At 34.9% G+C, this 26,053-nt stretch carries 29 protein-coding genes; 21 read left to right on the top strand and 8 right to left on the bottom strand.

The annotated features are described in order from the left end of the window. The first annotated feature begins 32 nt into the window (after positions 1–32). Both Q0951_RS05880 and Q0951_RS05875 read left to right on the top strand, forming a co-directional pair. The gene (locus tag Q0951_RS05880) at positions 33–371 is read left to right on the top strand and encodes a DUF2853 family protein (protein WP_299335383.1); all 339 of its coding nucleotides are present in this window, start codon (positions 33–35) and stop codon (positions 369–371) included. Between the two features lie 92 nt (positions 372–463). Further along, positions 464–1,300, top strand: a complete 837-nt coding sequence (locus Q0951_RS05875) for a S1-like domain-containing RNA-binding protein (protein ID WP_299335381.1) — start codon at positions 464–466, stop codon at positions 1,298–1,300. Here Q0951_RS05875 and Q0951_RS05870 read toward each other — a convergent pair. Beyond that, on the bottom strand, positions 1,289–1,717 hold the full coding sequence (locus tag Q0951_RS05870; protein ID WP_299335379.1) for a hypothetical protein: 429 nt from the start codon (positions 1,715–1,717) through the stop codon (positions 1,289–1,291). The genes Q0951_RS05875 and Q0951_RS05870 overlap by 12 nt on opposite strands. A 191-nt stretch (positions 1,718–1,908) precedes the next feature. Between Q0951_RS05870 and Q0951_RS05865 the strand changes: the two genes are divergently transcribed. The 4 genes from Q0951_RS05865 to Q0951_RS05850 all read left to right on the top strand — a co-directional run bounded on the left by Q0951_RS05865 (position 1,909) and on the right by Q0951_RS05850 (position 5,363). Beyond that, positions 1,909–2,748, top strand: a complete 840-nt coding sequence (locus Q0951_RS05865; protein WP_299335377.1) for a 1,4-dihydroxy-2-naphthoyl-CoA synthase — start codon at positions 1,909–1,911, stop codon at positions 2,746–2,748. 15 nt (positions 2,749–2,763) lie between these two features. After that, positions 2,764–3,669 (top strand): 1,4-dihydroxy-2-naphthoate octaprenyltransferase, encoded by a 906-nt coding sequence (menA, locus tag Q0951_RS05860; protein WP_299335375.1) that lies wholly within the window; start codon positions 2,764–2,766, stop codon positions 3,667–3,669. A gap of 188 nt (positions 3,670–3,857) precedes the next feature. After that, positions 3,858–4,535, top strand: coding sequence for a metal-dependent hydrolase (locus tag Q0951_RS05855; protein WP_299335373.1), 678 nt, complete (start codon positions 3,858–3,860; stop codon positions 4,533–4,535). A gap of 15 nt (positions 4,536–4,550) precedes the next feature. Beyond that, positions 4,551–5,363, top strand: a complete 813-nt coding sequence (locus Q0951_RS05850) for a methyltransferase domain-containing protein (protein ID WP_299335371.1) — start codon at positions 4,551–4,553, stop codon at positions 5,361–5,363. Position 5,364: 1 nt separating this feature from the next. Here Q0951_RS05850 and Q0951_RS05845 read toward each other — a convergent pair whose 3' ends face one another. Together Q0951_RS05845 and Q0951_RS05840 are read right to left on the bottom strand one after the other, a co-directional pair. Then, entirely contained in the window at positions 5,365–6,156 is a 792-nt protein-coding gene (locus tag Q0951_RS05845) for an SDR family oxidoreductase (protein WP_299335370.1), read from the bottom strand. Then, a complete protein-coding gene (locus Q0951_RS05840; protein ID WP_299335368.1) occupies positions 6,143–7,054 on the bottom strand; it encodes a sterol desaturase family protein in 912 nt (303 codons plus the stop codon). Before Q0951_RS05840 ends, Q0951_RS05845 begins: the two co-directional genes overlap by 14 nt. A 109-nt stretch (positions 7,055–7,163) precedes the next feature. Here Q0951_RS05840 and Q0951_RS05835 point away from each other — a divergent pair, with 109 nt between their 5' ends. The 6 genes from Q0951_RS05835 to Q0951_RS05810 all read left to right on the top strand — a co-directional run bounded on the left by Q0951_RS05835 (position 7,164) and on the right by Q0951_RS05810 (position 13,083). Then, a complete protein-coding gene (locus Q0951_RS05835; RefSeq protein ID WP_299335366.1) occupies positions 7,164–7,853 on the top strand; it encodes a DUF2490 domain-containing protein in 690 nt (229 codons plus the stop codon). 51 nt (positions 7,854–7,904) lie between these two features. Beyond that, entirely contained in the window at positions 7,905–8,939 is a 1,035-nt protein-coding gene (locus Q0951_RS05830; protein ID WP_299335364.1) for an o-succinylbenzoate synthase, read from the top strand. Positions 8,940–8,942: 3 nt separating this feature from the next. Next, positions 8,943–9,887 (top strand): CPBP family intramembrane glutamic endopeptidase, encoded by a 945-nt coding sequence (locus Q0951_RS05825; protein WP_299335363.1) that lies wholly within the window; start codon positions 8,943–8,945, stop codon positions 9,885–9,887. Between the two features lie 20 nt (positions 9,888–9,907). After that, positions 9,908–10,972: an AMP-binding protein gene (locus Q0951_RS05820; protein ID WP_299335361.1), complete on the top strand. Its 1,065-nt coding sequence runs from the start codon at positions 9,908–9,910 to the stop codon at positions 10,970–10,972. A gap of 91 nt (positions 10,973–11,063) precedes the next feature. Further along, the gene (locus tag Q0951_RS05815) at positions 11,064–11,684 is read left to right on the top strand and encodes a hypothetical protein (RefSeq protein ID WP_299335360.1); all 621 of its coding nucleotides are present in this window, start codon (positions 11,064–11,066) and stop codon (positions 11,682–11,684) included. A gap of 61 nt (positions 11,685–11,745) precedes the next feature. Next, complete coding sequence (locus Q0951_RS05810; protein WP_299335357.1) at positions 11,746–13,083, top strand: M24 family metallopeptidase; 1,338 nt, start codon at positions 11,746–11,748, stop codon at positions 13,081–13,083. On the opposite strand, the gene Q0951_RS05805 is transcribed toward Q0951_RS05810, so the two are convergent. From Q0951_RS05805 to Q0951_RS05790, 4 genes are all read right to left on the bottom strand, one after another. After that, positions 13,080–14,348: a nitrate/nitrite transporter gene (locus Q0951_RS05805; protein ID WP_299335355.1), complete on the bottom strand. Its 1,269-nt coding sequence runs from the start codon at positions 14,346–14,348 to the stop codon at positions 13,080–13,082. The genes Q0951_RS05810 and Q0951_RS05805 overlap by 4 nt on opposite strands. A gap of 36 nt (positions 14,349–14,384) precedes the next feature. Then, positions 14,385–15,116 (bottom strand): DUF2927 domain-containing protein, encoded by a 732-nt coding sequence (locus tag Q0951_RS05800; protein WP_299335353.1) that lies wholly within the window; start codon positions 15,114–15,116, stop codon positions 14,385–14,387. A 143-nt stretch (positions 15,117–15,259) separates the two neighbouring features. Continuing rightward, a complete protein-coding gene (locus Q0951_RS05795) occupies positions 15,260–16,075 on the bottom strand; it encodes a hypothetical protein (RefSeq protein WP_299335351.1) in 816 nt (271 codons plus the stop codon). A 1-nt stretch (position 16,076) separates the two neighbouring features. Next, positions 16,077–17,705, bottom strand: coding sequence for an acyl-CoA carboxylase subunit beta (locus tag Q0951_RS05790; protein WP_299335348.1), 1,629 nt, complete (start codon positions 17,703–17,705; stop codon positions 16,077–16,079). 144 nt (positions 17,706–17,849) lie between these two features. Here Q0951_RS05790 and Q0951_RS05785 point away from each other — a divergent pair, with 144 nt between their 5' ends. The 8 genes from Q0951_RS05785 to ettA all read left to right on the top strand — a co-directional run bounded on the left by Q0951_RS05785 (position 17,850) and on the right by ettA (position 23,104). Beyond that, positions 17,850–18,206, top strand: coding sequence for a DoxX family protein (locus Q0951_RS05785; protein WP_299335346.1), 357 nt, complete (start codon positions 17,850–17,852; stop codon positions 18,204–18,206). A gap of 4 nt (positions 18,207–18,210) precedes the next feature. Next, positions 18,211–18,741 (top strand): NADPH-dependent FMN reductase, encoded by a 531-nt coding sequence (locus Q0951_RS05780; protein ID WP_299335344.1) that lies wholly within the window; start codon positions 18,211–18,213, stop codon positions 18,739–18,741. Position 18,742: 1 nt separating this feature from the next. Then, positions 18,743–19,024: a GNAT family N-acetyltransferase gene (locus Q0951_RS05775; protein ID WP_299335342.1), complete on the top strand. Its 282-nt coding sequence runs from the start codon at positions 18,743–18,745 to the stop codon at positions 19,022–19,024. Positions 19,025–19,032: 8 nt separating this feature from the next. Further along, the gene (locus Q0951_RS05770; protein WP_299335340.1) at positions 19,033–19,470 is read left to right on the top strand and encodes a MarR family winged helix-turn-helix transcriptional regulator; all 438 of its coding nucleotides are present in this window, start codon (positions 19,033–19,035) and stop codon (positions 19,468–19,470) included. Positions 19,471–19,497: 27 nt separating this feature from the next. Continuing rightward, complete coding sequence (locus Q0951_RS05765; protein ID WP_299335339.1) at positions 19,498–20,400, top strand: pirin family protein; 903 nt, start codon at positions 19,498–19,500, stop codon at positions 20,398–20,400. 14 nt (positions 20,401–20,414) lie between these two features. Next, positions 20,415–21,131 (top strand): pirin family protein, encoded by a 717-nt coding sequence (locus tag Q0951_RS05760; protein WP_299335338.1) that lies wholly within the window; start codon positions 20,415–20,417, stop codon positions 21,129–21,131. Positions 21,132–21,230: 99 nt separating this feature from the next. Next, positions 21,231–21,413, top strand: coding sequence for a CAL67264 family membrane protein (locus Q0951_RS05755; RefSeq protein ID WP_243472163.1), 183 nt, complete (start codon positions 21,231–21,233; stop codon positions 21,411–21,413). Next, positions 21,413–23,104: an energy-dependent translational throttle protein EttA gene (gene ettA / locus Q0951_RS05750; protein ID WP_299335337.1), complete on the top strand. Its 1,692-nt coding sequence runs from the start codon at positions 21,413–21,415 to the stop codon at positions 23,102–23,104. Before Q0951_RS05755 ends, ettA begins: the two co-directional genes overlap by 1 nt. A gap of 534 nt (positions 23,105–23,638) precedes the next feature. Here the strand turns inward: ettA and Q0951_RS05745 are convergent. Then, the gene (locus Q0951_RS05745) at positions 23,639–24,436 is read right to left on the bottom strand and encodes an MBL fold metallo-hydrolase (RefSeq protein WP_299335336.1); all 798 of its coding nucleotides are present in this window, start codon (positions 24,434–24,436) and stop codon (positions 23,639–23,641) included. Between the two features lie 172 nt (positions 24,437–24,608). Between Q0951_RS05745 and Q0951_RS05740 the strand changes: the two genes are divergently transcribed. Further along, on the top strand, positions 24,609–25,952 hold the full coding sequence (locus tag Q0951_RS05740) for a microtubule-binding protein (RefSeq protein WP_299335335.1): 1,344 nt from the start codon (positions 24,609–24,611) through the stop codon (positions 25,950–25,952). The last annotated feature ends 101 nt before the right edge of the window (positions 25,953–26,053 follow it).

The following is a 26,053-nucleotide window of genomic DNA, read 5'->3' as shown; positions in this document are numbered from 1 at the left end:
TAATTTATTAACAAGAAAAAATTACAACTAAGATGAGTAAAAGAGATGAATTGATAGCAAAGTATGCTGCAGATTTAAAAGACAAATGTGGTGTAAATCCTGATATGGATTTATTGACAAAAGTAACTATTGGTTGTGGTCCATCGATCTACAATGCTGATGCAGCAACGGTTTCAGGGTCTGATGAATCAGAATTAGCGACTGTTAAAAATAATTTTTTAATTAAAAAATTAGGGTTAAAAGATAGCGCAGATCTAGATAAAGGTATTGATTCAGTCATGGAGACTTACGGAAAATCTAACAGAAATAAATACAGAGCTGTTGTGTATTATTTACTAACAAAGCATTTCAAAAAAGAATCAGCATATTAATCTGATTTTTTTAAAATATTCAAAGCGTTATGGTTCTATAGAATTGTAACGCTTTTTTTAGTTCTCAATACTAATATCTGTATCTTTGACCCATGATAAGAATTGGAGACTATAATACACTTGACATAATTCGTGAAACTGATCAAGGTCTATATTTAGCAGATACCGAAAACAATGAGGTTTTGCTGCCTAACCGTTATGTTCCAGAATCGTTTCAAATATGGGAAAAAATAGAAGTTTTTGTCTATTTGGACAATGAAGAACGTCCAGTTGCTGTTACAGACGATCCATACATTGTTCGTGATGATTTTGCTTTGCTTAGATGTAATCAAGTTACATCTCATGGTGCTTTTCTCGATTGGGGAATGGTTAAAGAGCTTTTTTGCCCGTTTAAGGAACAGGCCTTTAAAATGAAAGCAGGAGGTTGGTATTTGGTGTATTGTTATCTCGATGAAGAAACCGATAGATTAGTAGCTTCCAGTAAAACTAACCGTTTTCTGGACAATACTAAACTTACAGTTCAGCAATTTGATGAAGTAGATCTTATTGTATCACATCCATCAGAATTGGGAATGAATGTTATAGTCAATAACCAACATTTGGGATTAATATTTTCAGAAGATATATTTAAAGACATAAGTGTTGGTGATCGTCTCAAAGGATATGTAAAGAAAGTACGACACGATAATAAACTTGATATCGTTTTAGGTAAGATAGGTTACCGCAAAATCGAGCCAAATGCTGATATAGTTATGCAATATTTAGAAGATAGTCCTGATGGTTTCCTGCCGCTTAACGATAAATCTAATCCAGATGATATCAAACAAGAGCTGCAAATGAGCAAAAAAACATTTAAAAAAGCTATTGGAACACTCTATAAAAAACGCCTGATTACTATTGAATCTGATGGCATACGACTAGTTGAGTGAAACAGGTATTTGCTCTATAACTCTATTGTTAATTGTATTAAGTCCTTCATATAAATTATCAAAACTGATGTTTTGAGTGGCACAGAAATTACTCTCAATTTCTGCATTCATTCGTCCAGCTTCATTGTGACTTACAACACCATAAGCAACAAGATTTGGAAATATAGACTTTACTTCAACCGTTTCTAATAAAGAAATTGAATACGAATTGACTCTGTTAGCTATAAGTCCGAAAGGTTTAGAATTTCCGAAGTATTTAATAAGATCATGTATGGTTTGTCTTGCAGTGTTAAGATCTACATGAACACCTTCGTTGAATTCAACAACAGCTAAATTGTTAAAAAAGTGGAGTGTTCCAGCTTCCGATGACTCCTGTTTTATTATTTCTGAAGCTACATTTGATTCTACAATGGTCATATCCCTTAATATTTATTTTAACTAATTAATGTTGGTATCATTTGACACCTAAATTAAGACACAGTTTTATTAAAAAAGTCACATAAAAATTTGACAACGAAATGTTTATACGATTGAGGTGATAGTTTTGGATGTTTTTAGGTTGATATATTATATATAAAAGCAGTATTTTTGCATAAATATTTTTGACTATGAACACAGCCGAATGGGTTACTGTAAAAACTTATGAAGATATTACCTATAAGAAACGAAATGGTGTGGCAAGAATTGCCTTTAATCGTCCTGATGTGAGAAATGCATTTCGTCCTAAAACCACAAGTGAGCTTTACGATGCATTTTATGATGCTAATGAGGATGTCAATATTGGTGTTGTATTACTTTCTGCTGAAGGCCCATCAACAAGAGATGGTATTTGGAGCTTTTGCTCTGGAGGAGATCAGAAAGCCAGAGGTCATCAAGGTTATGTTGGTGATGATGGATACCATCGTTTAAACATACTTGAAGTACAGCGATTGATTCGCTTTATGCCAAAAGCTGTTATTGCTGTGGTTCCAGGATGGGCAGTAGGAGGAGGTCACAGCCTTCACGTGGTATGTGATTTAACGTTAGCCAGCAAGGAACACGCAATCTTTAAGCAGACAGATGCTGATGTTACTAGTTTTGATGGTGGATATGGATCTGCATATCTCGCTAAAATGGTCGGACAAAAGAAAGCTCGTGAGATTTTTTTTCTCGGAAGAAATTATTCTGCACAAGAAGCTTACGACATGGGAATGGTAAATGCGGTAATTCCACATGATGAACTAGAAGATACAGCTTATGAGTGGGCTCAGGAAATATTGGCTAAATCACCAACGTCTATTAAAATGCTGAAATTTGCGATGAATCTTACCGATGATGGAATGGTTGGACAACAAGTGTTTGCTGGTGAAGCTACACGTCTGGCTTATATGACAGACGAAGCTAAAGAAGGTCGTGATGCGTTTTTAGAAAAGCGTAAGCCTAACTTTGATAAGAAATGGATTCCATAATTCTAAAAGTTAATTATGTTTAAAAAAGTAAAGCCATGGCTCTCAGCTTTTAGATTACGTACTTTACCACTCTCTGTATCTGGTATTATTATTGGATCTTGTTTTGCCTATTACAATGGTAAATTTGATGGTATGATAATGACCTTTGCTGTCCTTTTGACTATTAGTTTGCAAGTACTCTCTAATCTTGCTAACGATTATGGTGATGGAGTTAGAGGCACAGACAATGAGGATAGAATAGGACCAGAACGTGCTATTCAAAGTGGAGCTATTTCGCCAGACGAGATGTTTCATGGAATAAAAATGAATATCCTCGTAGTTATCGTTTTAACTGTAGGTTTGATTTTTGTATCCTTCGGAAGTAAAAATTTCCTATATGCCTTGTTGTTTTTCTTGTTATCTGGCTTGTCAGTTTATGCTGCTATCAATTATACAATAGGAAGTTCTCCATATGGCTATAGAGGTTTAGGTGATGTCTTTGTGTTTATTTTCTTCGGATTATTGAGCGTCATTGGTAGTTATTTTCTATTCACTAAGCATGTTGATCATCACGTGATTTTACCTGCAATTTCATTGGGTTTACTGAGTGTTGGAGTTTTGAATCTTAATAACATGCGTGATATTAATTCTGATATCACAGCTGGAAAGAAAACATTGGCTGTGAAACTCGGAGCTGTTAAGGCAAAACAATATCATATGTTTCTGATTATTTCCGCGATGTTAGTGTCTTTTATTTTTTCAATATTATACTATTCAAGCGTGTATAATTTTTTATTCTACATAGCATATATGCCTTTAATTATCCATCTTAATAAAATACGTAAAGCTAATAGTCCCGACGAGTTTGATCCACAATTAAAAGTATTGGCACTGACCGCATTTATGTTTTCTGTACTTTTAGGTATTGGATATATTTTATAATTTATTTAACATAATTATTTGGAAATCAAATAATTAATTATTATATTTAACTTGAAATTTTGTAGGTCGGCATTTGTTTGCTATTATGTTGGCAATAAAATTTGGGGCTTTAAAACTCAGACAAATTCTTCTAATCTGTCTGAGTTTTTTCGTATTTTAGGTTCTGAATTAATCAAAACCAATCATCAATGCAAATTACATTTTATGGTCATGCCAGTTTAGGAATTAAAATTGCTGACATCAATATTCTGGTAGATCCTTTCATATCTGGTAATCCGAAAGCAGCAGACATTAATATTGAAACTCTAAAAGCCGATTATATATTGGTTACTCATGCACATCAGGATCATATACTTGATGTGGAAGCTATTGCTAAACGTACAGGAGCAGTCATCGTATCTAATTTTGAAATTGCTACGCATTATGATAAGCTCGGTTTAGAAAGTCATCCCATGAATCATGGCGGTCAGTGGGAATTTGAGTTTGGTAGCGTGAAATATGTCAATGCTATACATACGTCGTCTTTTCCTAATGGTAGCTATGGTGGTCAGCCAGGTGGTTTTGTAATCGAAGGAGAACATAAAAATATATACATTGCAGGTGATACAGCATTGACAATGGATATGAAACTTATTCCATTATTTACAAAACTAGATTTAGCTATACTACCTATTGGAGACAACTTTACTATGGGAATTGATGAAGCCATTCATGCCAGCGACTTTGTGCAGTGCGATAAAGTGCTTGGGTATCATTTTGATACGTTTGGTTATATTGAAATTGACCATGAAGCAGCTAAACGCAAATTCTTTGATAAGAATAAGGATCTGATGTTACTAGAGATTGGAGAAAGTATTGAGTTGTAATAAAAAGCAGTAGCATTGAACGAAGAAAACGCTTATATTTTAGGAACAGATCAGGAAGAGCTACACAGACTGGGTTTACAACATCAAGTATGGGCTTCTGAGGCTCATAAGGGTTGGGAGTTAGCAGGTTTTACAGCTGGACAAACTATTTTGGACTTGGGTTGCGGACCAGGATTTTGTACTAAAGAACTTGCTTTTGTGGTTGGTAACTCAGGCAAAGTGATTGGAGTTGACCGTTCTGAACATTTTATAAAGTTCCTTGACAGTATCAACGCGCAATATGGTTTGCAAATTGATGCCTTGCATGCAGATTTTAATGATATGGTTTTAGAGCCTAATAGTTTAGATGGGATGTATTGCCGATGGGCAATGGCCTGGATACCTAATGTGAAAGAGGTTTTAGAAAAGGTTATGACAGCATTAAAACCAGGAGGTAAAATGGTACTACACGAATACTATGATTGGAGTACGCATCAAATTGAACCACACAATGATGCGGTAGCTAAAGCTATTGCAGCTTGTCTAAAGAGTTTTAAAGAACAAGAAGGAGAAATAGATATTGGTAGGCAATTACCTGAAATTTTTGAAGACCTCGGAATGAAGGTAACTAGCAAACGATTAATGTCTAAACTTGCCACTCCTGATAATTTGGTTTGGCAGTGGCCCAAATCCTTTTATTATAGTTATTTTCCAAGGTTAGTAGATTCTGGTTACTTATTAGGTGAAGATGTAAAACTAGCACTAGAGGCTTTTGAAAGCCTGTCAAAAAATAAGAGCGCAACGTTGTTTTGTCCGATTTTGATAGAAGTAATCGCTGAGAAAAAATAAGCTATCTTACCTTACTTCGTAGCACTAATTTATGAATCAACTTAGGGGATAACCGTTTGACATAGACTCCAAACCTTTCAAATTTTCCAATATAAGCTTCAAACTTTTCCTTACGGATGGCTTTAATCATTTTTTTAACAAATACATCGACATCAAGACCATTTTCGGTCATGTCATCCTGATAACCTTGTTTTGTACCATCTGCTGTTAATGCATTTCTGGCTACATTTGTGTTTACAAATCCTGGACAGATCATCGTCACTTTTATATGGTCTTTATCATGTTCTAAGCGCAAAGCATCAAAGAAGCCATGTAATGCGTGTTTGGCACCACAATAGGCCGAACGATATGAAGAGCTAAACTTTCCCATTAAACTCGAAACTACTACAAAATGACCAGCTTGGTTGGCTACAAAATGCGGAAGTAAAGCCTTGGATAAAGCTACAGTGCCTAAATAATCTATTTCCATCAGCTTTCGGTCCACATTAATAGAAGTTTCTATAATTGGAGAGCGTTGGCTTATACCTCCATTATTTACTAATACGTCAATGTTTCCGAAGTAAGATATAGCAGTATTTGTGATATTAGGCATAGACTCGATATGAGCTAAATCTAATTTCAAAACCTTCACAGCTTCTGGATTTTGGCATAGTAGTTTTGCTTTCTCAAGTTCTTCAAGTCTTCTGGCTGATAGAATGAGTTTACAATTGTGTTTAGATAGAGCAATGGCAAGGCTTTTGCCAATTCCACTAGAGGCACCTGTAATCCAAACTACCTTATTATTGAATGTCATTTTTTGTAGTATTTGTTAGCCATTCTTTTCGAAGATCATCAGAGACTTGTCCAGTCCCATCATGCTTCCAACCTGGAGGTTTAATGAGGTATAGGAGTCTGTTCTTTAGGGATTTTCGACCAGAGAACGTGTCTTTGAACATATGGATCCACTCAATGAATGCAATTTTAATCGGATTGTAAGTATTGATATTTTTAACTAATCCATAAATTACTTTTTCCTCTTTTAATTCTGGTTGAAAGGTTCCAAAGAATTTGTCCCAAATAATGAGAATACCTGCATGATTTCTATCCAGATACAGAGGATTGCTTCCATGATGCACACGATGATGAGATGGTGTGTTAAAGACCGCTTCAAACCATCTTGGCATTTTGTCTATGGCTTCGGTATGGATCCAAAACTGATACAATAAGCTAATAGACATCTGCAACATGATCATTCCTGGATGAAAACCCAAAAGCGGTAACCATAACCAAAACACAAAAGAATAAAATCCGCCAGACCAAGTTTGACGCAATGCAGTACTCAAATTGTAGTGCTGTGAGGAATGATGTACTACATGTGAGGCCCAAAATAAGCGACATTCATGCGAAATACGATGAAACCAGTAGTAGGCAAAATCATCAGCAAAAAATATCAGGATAAAACTCCACCAGACGATTGGAATGGTAAAGAGTCTGAAATTATTATATATGTAAATAAAAGATAGCAATACCAGAGCTTTACTAAAATATCCTAGAAACACATTTCCTAAACCCATAGCAATAGAGGAGAAAGCATCTTTGGTCTCGTAAGTTTTAATGCCTTGTTTAATAGTAACATATAGTTCCAGTGCCATTGCTATAATAAAAAAAGGAATAGCGTATAAGATGATATCTGGGAAGTTTGGGTCCTGCATTATTAGTGTTGCTTTCTGCTAAAGTACAAAATTGTTAAAAATCTGTTATTTGCTACCTTTGATTTTAATTACAGATACAATGGTCTTATTTTGCGCTAAATTGCCAACTATGAAATTAAAGCTTACACTTCTACTTATTTTATTCATTTCAGTTAAATCTCTAGCTCAGGTAGAATCTGGTAAAACTGGAGCATGGTATATGTATTTTTTTGATCATCAGTTCAAGGAGAGTCAGTTTGGGGTTCAAGGTGATGTTCAATATCGTAATTGGAATTTGATTGGAGATTTAGAACAATTATTATTGCGCTCAGGTTTAACTTACAGTCCGAAAGGTGTAAAAGCTAAATTTACACTCGGTTATGCTCATATTACTACAGGAGTATTTGGAGATAGTGATGACACATCAGTTGAAAGTAGAATTTATCAGGAAGCATTATTGCCTCATAAAATTGGAAATCGCGTATATCTTACACATCGATTTAGGTATGAACAACGTTTTGTGGAAGATCAAGATTTTAGAACCAGATACCGCTACAACTTATTTATGAACGTTCCTGTCAATAAAAGTGCTTTAGATAAAGGCGCCTTTTATGCAGCCTTGTACAATGAGCTGTTTATTAATGGTCAGCAAGATATTGGAGACAACAGAACAGTAGAATTTTTTGATCGTAACCGTACCTATCTGGGATTAGGTTATGTTTTAAAACCTAATATGCGCTTTCAATTGGGATGGATGAATCAAAAAACTAATAGTGTAGGAAAAGCACAATTGCAACTTAGTTTTCATCATAAATTCTAAGCACTTAATAACCTCATAATGTACTAAGATTCCTTATTTTTGCAGAAGATTATGACTGCAACGTACAAACCATATACACTTAATTTCAAACAAGCCAGCGGAACGTCTCGTGGGATTTTGAAAACCAAAGATACATGGTTCATTGTTTTAAGCGAAAACGGTAAAAGTGGAATTGGTGAATGTGGCATGTTTCGAGGGTTGAGCATTGATGATCGGTCAGACTTTGAAGACCAACTCCAATGGACTTGTAATCATATCAATCTTGGTTTAGAGCATTTATTAATAGAGCTTGTAGAATTCCCAAGTATACAATTTGGTTTAGAAATGGCATTTAAGTCTTTAAGTAGTCAGGGTAGTTTCGAACTATTTCCATCAGATTTTACAAAAGAAAATGCCTCGATTGATATTAACGGACTCATTTGGATGGGAAGTGAAAGCTTCATGAAGGATCAGATCAAAGATAAGTTAGCTGCTGGTTTCAGTTGTATTAAAATGAAAATTGGTGCTATCGATTTTCAAACAGAATTAGAGCTTCTGAAATCTATCCGACAAGAATTTTCGTCAAATACTATAGAATTACGTGTAGATGCTAATGGTGCTTTTTCTCCCTTAGAGGCTCTTGAAAAACTTAAACGTTTGTCAGATTATGATCTACATTCTATTGAACAACCCATAAGACAAGGTCAATGGGATGAGATGGCAAAACTTTGTGAGCAAACTCCTTTGCCTATTGCACTCGATGAAGAATTAATTGGTGTTTTTTCCGAAGAGAAAAAAAGCACACTTTTAGAAACTATTAATCCGCAGTATATCATACTAAAGCCATCATTGGTTGGTGGTTTTCAAGGTAGCGAAAGTTGGATAAAACTGGCCAGAGCTAAACAAATAGGTTGGTGGATTACTAGTGCTTTAGAAAGTAATATAGGATTAAATGCTATAGCTCAGTGGACATTTACACTCAATAGTAATTTGCCTCAAGGACTTGGGACTGGAAGTTTATTTACCAACAATTTTGATTCGCCATTAGTTGTAAAAAATGGTACATTGCAATACGAAAAACATATCAACTGGAATTTTAATATTTAACTAATGAATTATTTGCAACAAGCTTATAAAGGTGAAAACGAAGCGTGGAAAGTTATCTTAACTGTATTGGTTGTTTCTGGGCTTTTCATAGGTAATCTTATCTTTTTCCTTTTTTTTAGTGATGGATTTGATGTTGTTGAAGAACAAAAGAAATTGTTGAGAATGATACCCAGTAAGAATTTCTGGTTGGCCTTTAACTTGATGCCTTTTGCTTTTTTATTACTGTTTCTCTTTCTATTCGTCAAATTTTTACACAAAAGGAGTATAGTGTCATTAACTACTGCCCGAGATAAAATAGATTGGCGTAGAGCGTTTTTTTCTTTTGGGCTAATTGTTGCTATCACGCTGGTTTTATTTGCTATTAGCTATTTTTCTGACTCTTCACAATTAGAGTTGCAAATAGATCCCGTAAAATTCTCAATACTAGTCATTGTGAGCCTGATTTTATTTCCGCTTCAAATCGGTCTCGAAGAGTACTTGTTTAGAGGTTATTTGATGCAACAAATTGCAATTGTAGTAAAGAACAGATGGTTCCCTTTAATTATAACTTCTGTGTTATTTGGAGTCCTTCATGCGGCTAATCCTGAGGTTAAAGAAATGGGTCCTGTTATCATGATGTTCTACATAGGAACAGGGCTTCTTTTAGGAATAATGACCTTAATGGATGATGGTTTAGAATTAGCACTTGGTTTCCATTTTGGAAACAACTTAATGGCAGCATTATTGGTTACTTCAGATTGGTCAGCAATTCAGACCGATGCTATTTTTAAAAATACTGCAGAACAAGCTACCAACCATATATCTGAGATATTAATTCCAGTATTGGTCGTGTATCCAATCATCTTGTTCATTTTATCCAAAAAGTACAGATGGAAACATTGGAAAACGAAACTTCTAGGAACTGTTGAAGAACCGCCAAAAGAAGATTATAAAATAATTGGTGAATAATAAGATATTGCAAATTAGATATGACACCGACATTTGATAAAATACATTTAAGATTTAAGCTCAACGGAATTCACTATAACCACGACGAACTTAAAGAAGTAGGCTATAGTTTGGTGAAAGAAGGAGAAGACTATGAGCAAATCATTGGTCACTTTTTATTAGATTGGCTTGATGACCATGATTATGTAATAACTAATACGTCTGGTTCTACAGGCTTACCTAAAAGTATAAAGATCAAGAAGCAGCAAATGGTTAATTCGTCAGTAATGACTGGAGATTTTTTCGGCTTGCAACCTGGCGATAAAGCATTACACTGTTTGCCTAGTCAGTATATTGCTGGTAAGATGATGTTGGTGAGAGCCATGATATTAGGATTGGAATTGGATATGGTGTCACCATCTACCATACCAGCCTATGATCATCATAAATCTTATGATTTCTGTGCCATGATTCCGCTTCAGATACAAAATTCTTTAGAGCGTTTGGAAGACATCAAAACCGTAATTGTTGGTGGAGCACGAGTGTCTAAGTCGCTTAAAGCTAAATTACAAAAGGTTCGTTCTACCGTTTATGAAACCTATGGCATGACAGAAACGGTAAGTCATATTGCTGTGAGACAGCTCAATAAAACGTCATATTCAAATGCACATTTTAAAATATTACGTGATATATCTATTTCAAAAGATGATCGTGATTGTTTGGTGATCAATGCTCCAGAATTATCTGATGATGTCGTAGTAACTAATGATGTTATTAATTTGGTTTCTGATACCGAATTTGATATCATAGGTCGTTTTGATAACATGATTAATTCTGGAGGATTAAAGTTATTTCCGGAAGTTATTGAAGCAAAACTTCAGGATACTATTGAAACTCGTTTTTTTATTACTTCAGAAAGTGATAATGATTTGGGACAAAAGGTTGTTTTAGTTTTAGAAGCTGAAACTAATACCATTGACCCATCTGTTTTTGATACCTTAGATAAATTTGAAGTGCCTAAAGTGGTGTATAATATTCCAAAATTCATTGAAACACCCAATAAAAAACTACACAGAAAAAAAACGCTTGAAGCGATTTCAAAGTAGTTCACTCATCCAAAAGCAAGGTTCACTCAGTATGTGTTTTTAATTCAAGTTGTTGATTGTAAGTTTATTATGAACTTATAAAACAAACACAATGAAAAATCCAATCACACTAGTAGTAGTGTTGCTAATGAGTTATTTAGCAACTGCACAGGACATGAATGTTGAAACGAAATCAGTATCGATTAATAATTTGATCTCATTTATTGTAGATGCTATTGAAAACAAAGATGAAGATCTGGAGTATGATAATGAGCACTATATTTTTTTGATACAAACACCAGTTAGTGAACTCATAGCTGAAGACAAAGTGATTTTGAAACAAGCTTTGAATTTAGTATCTAAGCGTTTGGTTGCTACAGACAATATTTCTATTATTACATACTCAGGTTTTAACGGAATAGCCCTTAAGAAAACCTCTTCAAAAGATTTGAAAGAGATCATGTACGTTGTCGAGCATTTGAAACCTAGTAGTATCAAAGAGTTGCATAAAGATGGTATAGAATTGGCTTACAATTACGCAAAGGAGCAGGCAGAGGAAGATGTTCTAAGCACTGTTGTCATGATAAGAAACCCCAAGACTATGATTGCCAGATCTGATGTAACAACTGCTAAACCGGTTGTTACTGCCTCTGAAGGCTCTAAAAATAATAATGCAGTATTACTTACAGCTATATCTTTATTGCCACAGATTATTTCAGTCATCAAGGATTAAAACATTTGTAAGTTATTTTTTGATATATAAAATCCATATTTTTAAGGAAACAATTAACTCTATGAGAATATTTTGGATTGTAATATTAGGTTTCGGGTTTCAGATCAATGCACAGCACATACTTCCTGTTCAGGAGCAAGCAAGAGTCGTTGATGAGATTTTAGAAGAACGTTTCAATACGGTTTTGCCTAAGCTTATGGATCGGGCAAATATTGATATGTGGATCGTCATTTCAAGAGAATATAATGAAGATCCTGTTCTCAAAACAATGCTACCTGCAACCTGGCTTAACGCGAGACGACGTACAATCATTTTATTTTTCAGGAACAAAACGAAAAACACTATAGAAAAACTAGCTGTTGCCAGATATAATTTTGGAGAGAATATCATTTCGGCATGGGATAAAGATAAAGAGCCTAACCAATGGAAACGTCTCATGGAACTTATTGAGGAACGACAACCAAAAACAATAGGACTCAATTACTCAAGCGATTTCAATATTGCTGACGGACTTGTAAAAACCGACTATGAAGCGTTCATGAAGTATCTCCCAAAAGCGTATCATCGTAAAGTGGTTTCTGCGGAAAAATTAGCTATTGGTTGGATTGAAACCAGAACAGATAGAGAAATGGTCATCTACGATCAGCTGGTCAATATTACGCATGAAATCATTGCTGAGGCGTTTTCCGAAAAAGTAATCACGCCAGGAATTACTACAACTACTGAAGTCGAGTGGTGGATGCGACAAAAAGTAAGCGATCTTGGTTTGCAAACATGGTTTCACCCAACAGTAGATGTGCAGCGTAGTAAAGATGATTTAAAAGGGCATTTATATTCCTTTTCAGATCGTCCTGAGCAACAGGTTATTTTACCAGGTGATTTGATTCATTGTGACTTCGGAATAACATACTTAAGACTCAATACCGATTGTCAGGAATTAGCATATGTCTTAAAGCCTAATGAAACCAGACCTCCAAAATTTCTGATAGATGCTCTCAAAGCAGGTAATCGCGTTCAGGATATCTTTACCTCCAATTTTGAAACTGGAAAAACAGGAAATGAGATCTTATTAAAATCACTTAAAGACGCCAAATCTCAGGGTTTGAGACCTTCTATTTATACGCATCCATTAGGTAGTTATGGACATTCGTCAGGACCAACTATTGGGATGTGGGACGCTCAAGGCGGAGTAGAAGGTACAGGAGATTATCCACTATATCCTAATACAGTCTATGCTATTGAACTCAATACTACTGTGACAATTCCTGAATGGAAACGGGATATTAGAGTGATGCTTGAGGAAGCTGGTTTTTATGGAGACAACGGATTTAGATATGTCAATGGCAGGCAAACCAAATTATTGACCATTCCAAGAGTTAGTGATCACAAAGGGAATTAACACGAGGATCTATTGATTCGATAAAATTTATATGCGGCTAATAACCCAACCAAGCTAAATAAAGCGAGTACCAAAAACGCATTTTGAAGTCCGACAGGCTTATCAATATTATCTACCAGAATACCAAACATAGGACCTGAGAAAATGTCTGGAGTGTAACCAACGATAGAGACTAGTCCAACTGCTGTTCCTGTCAATGCTATAGGTATTTTAGCTTCTTCTAATGTTGCAAAATAAAGCACACGGCAGGAGTAAACACCAATAGCCATCAATAAGATATTAATAACGAATAGCAACGTGGTACTATCATCAATAATATTCATTGTAAAAAACATACTAGATACTGTAGTGAGTACAAATCCAATAACCAACCAGAGTGAAGGTCGAGTTCTATCTGCCAAAAAGCCTATAACGACACCTATAATTGGTCTTACATAAAGTAATGACGTGCCAACACCTGCGGATGTAATAGCATCATACTTCATCACATGAGTGGCATATAAAGTAAACAAATCACTTGCTTTATAACCTGTGTAAGCACAGAGGATAATGATCATCAAAAGTTGTATCGAAGGAATTTTGATAAGTTGTGCAAAAGCTGTCCAGTCAAAGTACTTCAGATTTGAATTGGAACTGTCATTTCCTTTGAGTCGATTTAAAAAAAAGAAGACCAGTATTGCAATGAAAGCAACAATTCCAGAGCAGGTTAAAATCACCTGTTTAAAGGCATAGCGCCTTTCAGTTAGTGTCGTTTCAGAAATGTCTACATCAATAAATAACGCGAATATAAGCACACCAACCGATCCAAAAGCAGCAGCAACAAGGCCTCTTCCGCCATCTAAAAAACCAAATGCAATCCCTTGTTTGTTTTGTCCGCCCCAAATTCTTGTCGCTTTGATCATAGCTGCCCAGAACAAGAAAATTGTAGTAAAACCCCAATAACCATATAATATTCTTAAGTTTCCAAGTGTTGGGTATGATGCCAGATATACACCTCCAGCCGCAGTGAGTAATAAAGCGGCTGCCATTAAATTTTTTGGATGAAATTTATCGGCAATAGGACCACCAAATAAATATGAAAATAGCGCTACAATACCATAGACAGAAAAACAATAGCCCAATTGCTCATTGTTAACATCAAACGTTTCTAAAAATGTAGGTCTGAAGATTCGTTGTAACACAAATGGTAAAATAAACACAGCTTCTGCCGCTAGAATTAGTAAGACTATAACGTATGAAGGAGATGTGTGTTTAGTATTATTCACTTGGTTTAGTAGTAAGTCATATAAATGTTAATTTAACTAATTAGTATGAATAAAGTTCATTTTATTTTTTGGATTTTCACTTAACAAGGCTTTTGCTTTTGCATGTTGATCCATAAATGTTTCCAGGTCAGTTCCTTTACAAATTCCATATGAATAGTGATACTTTAATAATTCAATATCTAAAAAAGTTAGTTCTTTTTCAGTTGAGGAACACGTTGAAAAATAGCTCTTACAAATAAAGTCCTCGATCCACTGAAAATAACCAAGAGATTGAATGAAATAGCGTTTCATTTCCATTAGCTTTAGTTTGTCACTAAAATAGAAGTCTGTATTAATTCGCATTGAAAACTTGGTTATCTGATTGTTCTTGTTCCAATACATATAATAGGCAGATTGATTATCAATATTTATTTTAGGTTCATAATTGTCATCTTTCTGAGAATAAACAATAAAATTTGAGTCTTCTAATTTATTCACAAACTCTATCTGTAGTGAATCGATGTGATTAATGGTGGATTTTGCAAATTTTTTGAATTCTCTTTCCACCTTTTTAGAGAAATTTTTTGTTATGTATACTCTAATAGGTTGTTTCCAATATTTCATGGTTTGCTTTTTATCAGTACTATCATTTTTTAGTCTGAAAGCAACTTTTGTATAATAGCTTAAAAATGTGGAGTCTTTATATTCATAAGGTACAGTTATACCTCCTGTTTTTGGATTAGTATTGGTTTTAACTAAAGTATCTTTTCCTTGAATTAAAAAACTCATTGAATCTTGTTTAGTCAAAGGTCTTTTATAAATTTTTTTCCATATCGGTAATGGAATATATGAACTGGTTCTCTGTTGTTCACTCTTGGATTGCCCACTAGATAGCAAACAAAAACACATTGTGATTAGTATTAAAAGATATTTCATTGATTGGCTTTTAATAGGTTATTAAATTCGGTACTAGTTGTAGGGAACTCATATATATGACTGTAATGTATTTTTAACATTGTTAAATCTGACATGCTTAAGTTATTTTGTGGTTCATAAAAAGGGGATAAATAACTTGTAACATCTCTGTCATTATGAATTACGAAAAACCTACCCAAACTAAGAAAGAATAGTTGCTTTAGATTGCTCTCTAAAATATCTATGCTTAAATGAGTATTAAGATTTAATTCGAGAATACATCCCTGTATTTGTTGATTTTCTGAAGGTAAGATCACATAATCACCATTATTGAATGCAAACCTCTCTTCTTCATAATAATTCTCAAAAATATAGCTTTTATTGATGAAAATTTTATCAGTTGGTTTGATATAATAGTTGGCTTTGTTTTTATTTTTTGTAATTGTGATATTTAAATTATCAATTCCTTCAAAATTTGAGATAAATAGCTTTACTGATTTTCTTAATTGTTTCGGTAGAGCTTTATCCATATATATAACAATAGGAGCGTTCCATTGTTTTACATAATATGGGTATCTGGATTTCGCATTTGAATAGTAAAAAACAGATATTTTATATCTATTAAGTAGTTTTTTATCAATTTTATTATTGACAATGAATGAACTTGAGTCAAGTTTCGTTTCCCTTGGAATGATAACTAAGCTGTCTTTTTTAAACACAGGATTAGTTTGTAACTCAAAAGAATCTTTGGCTTTTAATGGTGGTATCACATCTGCTTGTGAAAAACCATATATGGATACTAAAAGAAATGATATAATTAATAAAAATTTCATACTAAACCTGTAACACTCCCATATTGAAAGGTTTTTCAATAGGAGCGTGGTTGGCTGCTTCTATTCCCATACTTATCCATGTTCTGGTATCTAACGGATTGATCACAGCATCTGTCCAAATGCGTGCTGCGGCATAATATGGAGATACTTGGTTATCATATCTATTCTTAATTTTATCAAAGAGCTCTTTTTCTTTTTCAGGTGTAATTTTTTCACCTTGTTTTTCTAGTGAAGCTTTTTCTATTTGTAACAATACTTTAGCTGCAGAGTTTCCACTCATCACTGCTAATTCAGCACTTGGCCAAGCTACAATCAATCGTGGATCATAAGCCTTTCCGCACATGGCATAGTTTCCTGCTCCATAACTATTTCCGATGACAATCGTAAATTTTGGCACTACAGAGTTACTTACTGCATTTACCATTTTAGCACCATCTTTGATAATACCTCCATGTTCAGATTTACTCCCAACCATAAAGCCAGTCACATCCTGAAGAAATACTAACGGGATTTTCTTCTGGTTACAATTCGCAATAAAACGTGTGGCTTTGTCAGCACTATCATTATAAATAACACCACCAAATTGCATTTCGCCTTTTTTGGTTTTAACTAGTTTTCGTTGGTTGGCAACAATCCCAACAGCCCAGCCATCAATTCTTGCATAAGCTGTAATAATTGTTTGTCCGTAACCTTCCTTGTATTCATCAAACTCACTATTATCTACAAGTCGTTTGATGATCTCTTTCATATCGTATTGATCCGCTCTTGAACGCGGTACTATTCCGAAGATATCATCAGGATTCTCATTTGGTTTTTTGGCAGCTACGCGATTATAACCCGCTTTATCATAATCACCAATCTTATCCATCAAACGTTGAATTGTATTGAGAGCATCCTTATCGTCCTTAGCCTTATAATCAGTAACACCCGAAATTTCGCAATGCGTTGTAGCGCCTCCTAGAGTTTCGTTGTCAATAGTTTCACCTATAGCTGCTTTCACTAAATAACTACCAGCTAAGAAAATGCTTCCGGTTTTGTCAACTATTAAAGCCTCATCACTCATAATAGGTAAGTAGGCACCACCAGCAACACAACTTCCCATGACAGCAGCAATTTGAGTAATTCCCATACTACTCATTACAGCATTATTTCTAAATATACGTCCGAAATGTTCCTTATCTGGAAAGATCTCGTCCTGCATTGGTAAATACACTCCAGCCGAATCCACTAGATATATAATAGGTAATCTATTTTCGATAGCGATTTCTTGAGCACGTAAATTCTTTTTTCCTGTAATTGGAAACCAGGCACCAGCTTTTACAGTAGCATCATTAGCAACGACAATGCATTGCTTTCCTTTGACATAGCCAATCTTAATCACTACACCTCCAGAGGGACAACCACCATGCTCCTGATACATGTCCTCTCCAGCAAAAGCACCAACTTCTACTGATGGTTTTTTTGAATCCAGCAAATAGTCTATACGCTCCCTTGCGGTCATTTTTCCTTTGGCATGGTGCTTTTCAATTCGTTTTTCACCACCACCTAGCTTGACTTTAGCAAGGCGTCTTTTAAGTTCTGATAGGAGTAATTTATTATGATCTTCGTTCTTGTTGAAGTTGATGTCCATATTGTGTTTTTATTTAATACGAATTTACGAAACCCATAACGGATTAAAAAGTGAATACTTTGTTAAAATAATATCCGTGGAAATATTTTCCTTGGAAACTAAAATTATTTATCATATATTTGTACCATCATAACACATAATCAAATGAAAAGAGACAAAATTATTTTTTATATAGCAACTGGTTTACTGACCATGTTGATGCTATTTTCGGTTAGTATGTATTTTTTTAAACATGAAGATATTGTAAAAGCTTTTACAAGTTTTGGATATCCTTCATATATCATTTATCCATATGCAGTAGTTAAATTATTAGGTTTAGTGGCTTTATGGCTTCCGAAATATAAGACGCTTAAGGAATGGGCTTATGCTGGGTTTTTCTATGCATTCATATTAGCATTTTTTGCACACTACATGATTGGAGATGGAGAGCAAGGAGGTGCTGCAATAGCACTAGTACTCCTTGTTGTATCATACATTTTTTACAAACGAATTAATAAATAAACTTATGAAACACATTGTAACATTTGCAGGAAGTAATAGTAAGACTTCAATAAATAAACAATTAGCAACCTATGCATCAACATTGGTTGAAAATGTAGAGGTTAACGTGTTAGATCTCAATGATTTTGATCTTCCTATTTATGGAATTGATTATGAGATGCAACATGGTATACCAGAGAACGCTCACAAATTTTTGGAGCATATCAAATCATCAGATGGAATTATTATTTCACTAGCTGAACACAATGGAGCCTATGCAACAGTCTTTAAAAATATATTTGACTGGATGTCTCGTATCGATGGAAAATTATGGAGTGATAAGCCTATGCTTTTGATGGCAACGTCTCCAGGAGGAAGAGGAGGAGTAACAGTTTTAGACATAGCTGCTGGACGTTTTCCATATATGGGAGGAAACATTGTTGGAAAATTTTCTTTACCTTCTTTTGGCGAAAACTTTAAAGATGGAGTCTTGGTAAATGACCAATTAAAGCAGGATTTGATGGAAGAGGTTAAACAATTTCAAGAGAGTTTATAATATGACTATTCAACACGAAGATACAGGAAGTAAAGGTCGCTTCTATTATGAGGTTGAAGGATTAAAAAAAGCACAAATGACATACAGTCATGCTGGTTCTGATAAAATCATTATAGACCACACCGAGGTTGATGAGTCAATGAAAGGACAAGGCGTAGGGTATACTTTAGTTGAAGCTTCTGTGGACTATGCCAGAGAAAAAGAAATCAAAATTTTACCACTTTGTCCGTTTGCAGCAGCAGTATTTAAAAAGAGAACCGAATATAAAGACGTTTTATTTTAAGAGTTATTATGGGAGATCTATCAAAAGATATCAATTCAACATTTGAAAATAATAGAGTTAAGGCCATGCTTAATATTATTTATACGGCCAATTGGATCACAAGTTGTCAGAATGAGTTTTTCAAAGACTTTGGCATATCTCCACAGCAATATAATATATTGAGAATTCTCAAAGGAGCTGGAGAACCGCTTAATGTGCAAACCATAAAGGATAGAATGTTGGAGCGTTCACCTAACGCAACACGACTAATGGATAAGCTTTGTGCTAAAAACTATATAGAACGATTGCCTTCTGAACAGGACAGAAGAGTTGTTAAAATTGTTATTACACAGCAAGGAAAAGCCTTATTAAATTCGATTCCTAATAATTTAAATAAGGAATTGCTTAAAAATTTAAATGAAAAAGAAGCAGAACAGTTAAGTGATTTGCTGGATAAAATGCGTTAAGCGTATTTTTTTAATCAAATATTTTCCATGGAGAATATTATAATGAAAAGTGTTATTATGAAATTAAATACTATAAAAAGAGCAGGACGTAGTCATTTCGTCAATATGGGACCAATTCGGTTACGACAACCATTCCCTACACAAGCTATTGAGATGATCGATCCGTTTGTATTGTTACATCATTATGGTCCATATGAGATTTCGGAAACCAACAACCCTTTTGATCTAGGTCCACACCCACACAGAGGATTTGAGCCAGTAACATTTTTGGTACAAGGCGAACAATTGCATAGAGATTCCTTAGGTCACGAAAGCGTTGTAAAAGCTGGTGATGTGCAATGGACTACAGCTGGACGCGGTATTATTCATTCGGAAGGACCAACAAAAGATCTTATAAGAAAAGGGGGAACTATAGAAGGTATTCAGCTTTGGTTAAATCTACCCGCAGAGAAAAAAATGATACAAGCCAATTATCAGCATGCCAGACATGAGGATTTTAATGTGATCATTTCCGAAGATCAAAATGTAGAAACTAGAATTATTGCTGGTACACTTAATAATTCCTTCGGAAAGATAGCAACACAAACTCCTGTAAATGCGTTTATGATCGACGCAAAAACTAATGGAGAAGAAGCAATTGAATATGCTAATTCTCATCAAGGATTCTTGTATTTACTCAACGGAAAAGTAACAGTGAATGGCGTGGAGGATCTAGAATTAGACAAAAATCAACTCATGGAGTTCAATCAGGATGGTGACGGATTTAAAATCAAAGCAGAACAAGACAGTAAACTTTTGTTTTTGTCTGGTGAGCCAATTAAAGAAACTGTAGCTACCTACGGACCTTACGTCATGAATTCGCAAACAGAATTGCTGGAAGCCATGCGAGATTACCAAATGGGAAAAATGGGATTTCTTCCAACGAACTAATAAAAATAAACACTATGAAAACAATAATTCACAAAGCAGACACCAGAGGATTTGCAAATCATGGATGGTTAAAATCACATCATACATTTAGTTTTGCCAGTTATCAAAATCAGGAACGAATGAACTTTGGTGCTTTACGCGTTCTTAATGATGATGTGGTACAACCAAAAATGGGATTTGGTACTCATCCACATCAAAATATGGAGATCATTTCAATACCATTAAAAGGGGCATTGTCTCACAAGGATAGCATGGGAAACAAACGCGCTATCGAAGTTGGAGAAGTTCAGGTGATGAGCGCAGGAACGGGTTTGACACATTCTGAATTTAATGATAGTAAGACTGATGAGGTTAATTTTCTCCAGTTATGGATCATTCCAGAAGCACTTAGTGTGGAGCCAAACTATGAGCAACGTGCATTTGCTTCTGAAGGGAAACAAAATCAATTACAAACTGTTGTTGCTCCAAAAGATAAACTGGAAGGTGATGCGTTACCTATTAGTCAGCAAGCCTATATCTACAGAACTAGTTTAGACGCAGGCAAGTCGGTACATTTGGATATCAAATCTGGTCAGAATGGGTTCTACATATTTGTAGTTGATGGTGAAGTAGATATCGCAGATACCATCCTGAGAAAGAGAGATGCTATTGGAATATCAGAAACAGAACGTATTGAGATTAAAGCCAATGATAAATCAGAATTAGTGATCGTTGAGGTTCCTATGAATTAATACACCTTAATTGATTAATAGCGAAAAAGCATTCTTAAACGGAATGCTTTTTTTTAGTTTAAAAATACGATATTTGTATTTCGCTTAAAAAATTGAAATATGGCTATGAATAAAAATACTGTGTTAGCTTGGGCTACCACAATAATGATAATTGTAGGATTAGGGTTAATAGCACTAGGTGCATTTAGATATGATGAAGTAGCAGGATGGGGTTTTGCAGCTGTTGGTATTGGCTTTTTTGCTATTGCTTGGGTGTTTAACGCTTTAAAAGGAAGAGTATAATGAGCGACGATAAAAAAATAATTTTTTCAATGTCTGGCGTGACCAAGACATTTCAATCTGCAAATACACCAGTACTCAAAAATATTTACTTAAGCTTCTTTTATGGGGCAAAGATCGGGATTCTTGGTCTTAATGGTTCTGGTAAATCTACATTGCTTAAAATTATTGCTGGTGTTGATAAAAATTATCAAGGCGATGTGGTCTTTTCTCAAGACTATTCTGTTGGATATCTGGAACAAGAACCTAAACTTGATGATGATAAAACCGTAATGGAAATCGTTAGAGAAGGAGCAGCTGAAACTGTAGCCATTCTTGATGAATATAACAGTATCAATGACCAGTTTGGTTTAGAAGAAGTCTATAGCAATCCTGATAAAATGGAAAAGCTAATGAACCGTCAGGCAGAATTGCAAGACCAGATAGATGCATCTAATGCATGGGAATTAGATACTAAGCTCGAGATAGCTATGGATGCCTTACGCACACCTGATGGCGATAAAAAGATAAGTGTACTTTCTGGAGGTGAGCGTCGTCGTGTTGCCTTATGTCGTTTGCTTCTACAAGAACCTGACGTATTACTATTGGATGAGCCTACCAACCACTTAGATGCCGAGTCGGTACATTGGTTAGAGCATCATTTAGCACAATATAAAGGAACAGTTATAGCGGTAACGCACGATAGATACTTTTTAGATAACGTTGCTGGTTGGATTCTAGAACTTGATAGAGGAGAAGGTATTCCTTGGAAAGGTAATTACTCATCCTGGTTAGATCAGAAATCGAAGCGAATGGCTCAGGAAAGCAAAACAGCGTCTAAGCGTCAAAAAACGCTAGAACGTGAGCTAGAATGGGTGCGTCAAGGTGCTAAAGGTCGTCAGACAAAACAAAAAGCCCGTTTAAAGAACTACGACAAATTAATGAGTCAGGATCAAAAACAGCTTGATGAAAAGTTGGAAATTTACATTCCTAATGGACCGCGTTTAGGTACTAATGTAATTGAGGCCAAAGGTGTAAGTAAGGGGTATGATGATAAATTATTATACGAAGATCTGAATTTTAATTTACCACAAGCAGGAATAGTTGGTGTGATAGGACCAAATGGTGCTGGTAAAACCACTATTTTCAGGATGATTATGGGTGAAGAAACACCAGACAAAGGTGAATTTATTGTCGGTGAGACCGCTAAAATTGCTTATGTTGATCAGTCGCATTCTAATATAGATCCTGAAAAAACAATTTGGCAAAACTTTAGTGACGAACAGGAGTTGGTCATGATGGGAGGTAAGCAGGTAAATTCCAGAGCGTATTTAAGTCGTTTTAATTTTTCAGGTAGTGAGCAAAACAAAAAGGTGAGCTTGCTTTCTGGAGGAGAACGTAACCGTTTACATTTAGCAATGACACTAAAAGAAGAAGGGAATGTACTACTTTTAGATGAACCTACTAATGATCTTGACGTTAATACTTTAAGAGCTTTGGAAGAAGGTTTAGAAAACTTTGCTGGATGTGCTGTGGTTATCTCTCACGATAGATGGTTCTTAGATCGTATTTGTACACATATATTAGCTTTTGAAGGTGATAGCCAAGTCTATTTCTTTGAAGGTAGTTTCTCAGATTACGAAGAGAATAAGAAGAAACGATTAGGAGGTGATTTGATGCCTAAACGAATTAAGTACAAGAAATTGGTAAGATAAAGATCAAACATCATAAAATAAAAAAGCCAGCATTTTGCTGGCTTTTTTATTATTGTTTATCTATTTGCTTTTTAAGCTTTTCGTTCTCTTTTTTAAGTGAATGAATTTTTATTAGGTTCAATACTAATAATCCTAAAATGGTAATTATTGCAATAGATAATATTGTTGTTATCCTAGCAAGATTAGCTTCCATATTAGTTAGTTGTTATTGTCATATAAATGACCGTCAGTAAAATCTTGGTAACTTTTATCGACCTCTGATTTGTAAAAACTGTTATCAGTTAATCGTTTGTTCTCCGCCTTCAGCTTATACATTTTAATGATTGCCACAGCAATGAACACTAGAAATATCGAAGCAGTGACTATTAGAACTATGGTAAGTTGCATCGTGCTTACAAGGGAAATATTTGAGGTATAAGTAGTTAGCATTACACTAGGTTTAACTTGATTTGGTCCTCAAATATACAATAATATTTAAAAATCAAGCAATTAATCTATAAAAAGTTACACTTAATCGATAAAATATAGTAAAATCTACTTATACCAATTCAATTGAACCACATCTATAGATTCATCACCTTGATTTACGAGTGTCTTGAATTTGTCTACATCACTCATACCATCTTTACCTCTGTAATGATAGGGATAAACTGTTTTTGGTTTAAACTCTATAACAGCTTCAGCAGCTTTGTCTACAGTCATGGTCCATGGTAAATTCATACAAACAAAAGCTTTGTCAATATTTTCTAAGTTTCTCATTTCTGGAATGTCTTCTGTGTCACCTGAAATGTAGATACGTTCGCCACCAATAGACATTACGTAACCATTTCCACGTCCTTTAGTATGAAATTTAAGAGCTTCCTCTCTTAAGTTATACATTGGAATAGCTTCAAATGCATACCCTTTATCTGTAATAGAGTCACCATTATTCAAAGTTACCAATTTACCGATATTAAGTTCTGAGGGCAATTGATCTACAACAGCTTTAGGAGCTATGACCATAGTAGAACTCAGATCAATCCCCTTTAACGTTTCAATATTTAAATGATCTCCATGTATATCTGTAATGATCACATATTCAGGTTTTGAAAATGAACTAAATGCTTCAGCTCCACCAGTAGGATCGATATAAAAATCATCACTTCCATAAGATAGCACCATGGTAGCATGTGATATGGGTTGTATCTCCAACTGTTTTTGTTTGGATGAATTTTCAGCGGCTAAATCTTTACTGTTAGATTCAGACGCTTTGGTAGATTGCTCTTTAGTATCTGTTTTACACGAGAAGATAGTAAAGCAAATTGCGATTAAAAAAAGGGTGGAATATTTCATAGTATTTGTTTTTTTAGATTCTAAAGATAATTACAAATGATTTGCAAATAAAGTTTGTAACAAAATATTACCTTTTGATACAGATATTTTAGGCAGATTAAGTTTTTAAAATCATATTTTTTAACGAAATTGCTTGTCCTAAATATTGTTCAACTTTAATACACAACATAATATGTCTGATGATTTTGATTTATTAGAAACAAATTCCAACGAAAAAACTGAGAAAGTAGATGTAAATTGGGGAAAAGCCATAGACCAAATGAAGTCTAAGTTGGCCCAGGAAGATGATCCAGAAAGTCGTCAGAAAATCTTAAATGCAACATTAGATAATGTTGTTGATATGGCTGAAAAAGATAGATCGACCTTATTAGATGCAATAAAAGACCTTACCGATTATCAGGATGAGGTTGGTATCATGTTCGAAGGCTTCTCTGCATTAAATGCAGCTGAGCAAAAAATTATCGATAACGCCATCAAACGTTTAGAGCGTGCAAAGGTAGAGCTTGAAGATGCAAAGAATACACCTGATACCTGGTGGAATAATCTATGGGGACGAAAAAGCAAGATTAAAAAAGCTGAAGATGAACTTGCAGCTGCTCAAAAAGAACGCGACGCATCTGATAATAAAGCTAAAGCGATGTTTCAGCAACGAATAGAAAGTGCAGACGTTCAAACCTTATTGAATGAATTATCATTTAAGAGTCAGGCAGCTATCAAGCGATTAAAAGACAGAGAGCTCGAAATCAAAGAAGTTGAAGAGAGTTTAAAAACAGCTATTGTTGAAGCGAGTAACAACCATACCAAGGCTTTAGAAAAGAAAAAGCAAGTTGAAACACAACTCGAAGAGCAGTACGCTTTATTAAAACAAGCACGCCAGGCTTTAGAGGAAGTCGCCGATAAACAATCTACCGAATATTCAGAAGCGCTTGAAAAAGTAACACAATTAGAACAAAAAGTTGAAGAACTTGAAGGTCTTAAAAATGCGTATACTACTCTTGCTGCTTCAAAAGATAGCTTCGTTCACAAGCATAATTTAACCATAAAAGTATTGACATCTCTACGTAGTAACTTACAAACACATCGTGCAAAATTAAAGAGTGATACCGATGAGCGTCTCAAATACTATGATGGTTATGTAGTAGCATTAAAAGCCAGAACCGATCAGGAGTTTGCAGCTATTTTAGAACACTTAGGTGTGAAAACCGATGAACATATTGGTGAAACCCTAGCAGCAATGCATACAGCTAGTGCTAAAGCGCGTCAAGAAATGATGGATAACATTCCAGTTCATGAGAAAGTAATGCAAGGTGTGTATGGTAGCTATGCCGAAGCCCTTAAAGAGATAAGAACTAAAGATTCTGAAATTCAGAAAAATTTTGCAGACCGTTATGGTATCGATATGAAAGAGATTTTTGATGAATATTATAATGCAGATCCTAATGCACCTTCAGATGGAGGAGGAGAACCAGAAGGTGACGCAAAGCCAGAGTCAAACGACGACGATCTGTTGTCTTAAGTTATAGATGTCCAACGAGAAACTTTAATCAAGTTGGGTAAGTCCAACGAAACTTTAGTGACGTTGGGCGTTCCCCTCTTTCGCCCAAAAGCTACAGAGGG

Source organism: uncultured Psychroserpens sp. (assembly GCF_947501425.1).
In the GTDB taxonomy this organism is placed as follows: domain Bacteria; phylum Bacteroidota; class Bacteroidia; order Flavobacteriales; family Flavobacteriaceae; genus Psychroserpens.
Note: the sequence above shows the minus strand (reverse complement) of the source record. Positions and strands in the feature narration are given on the sequence as shown.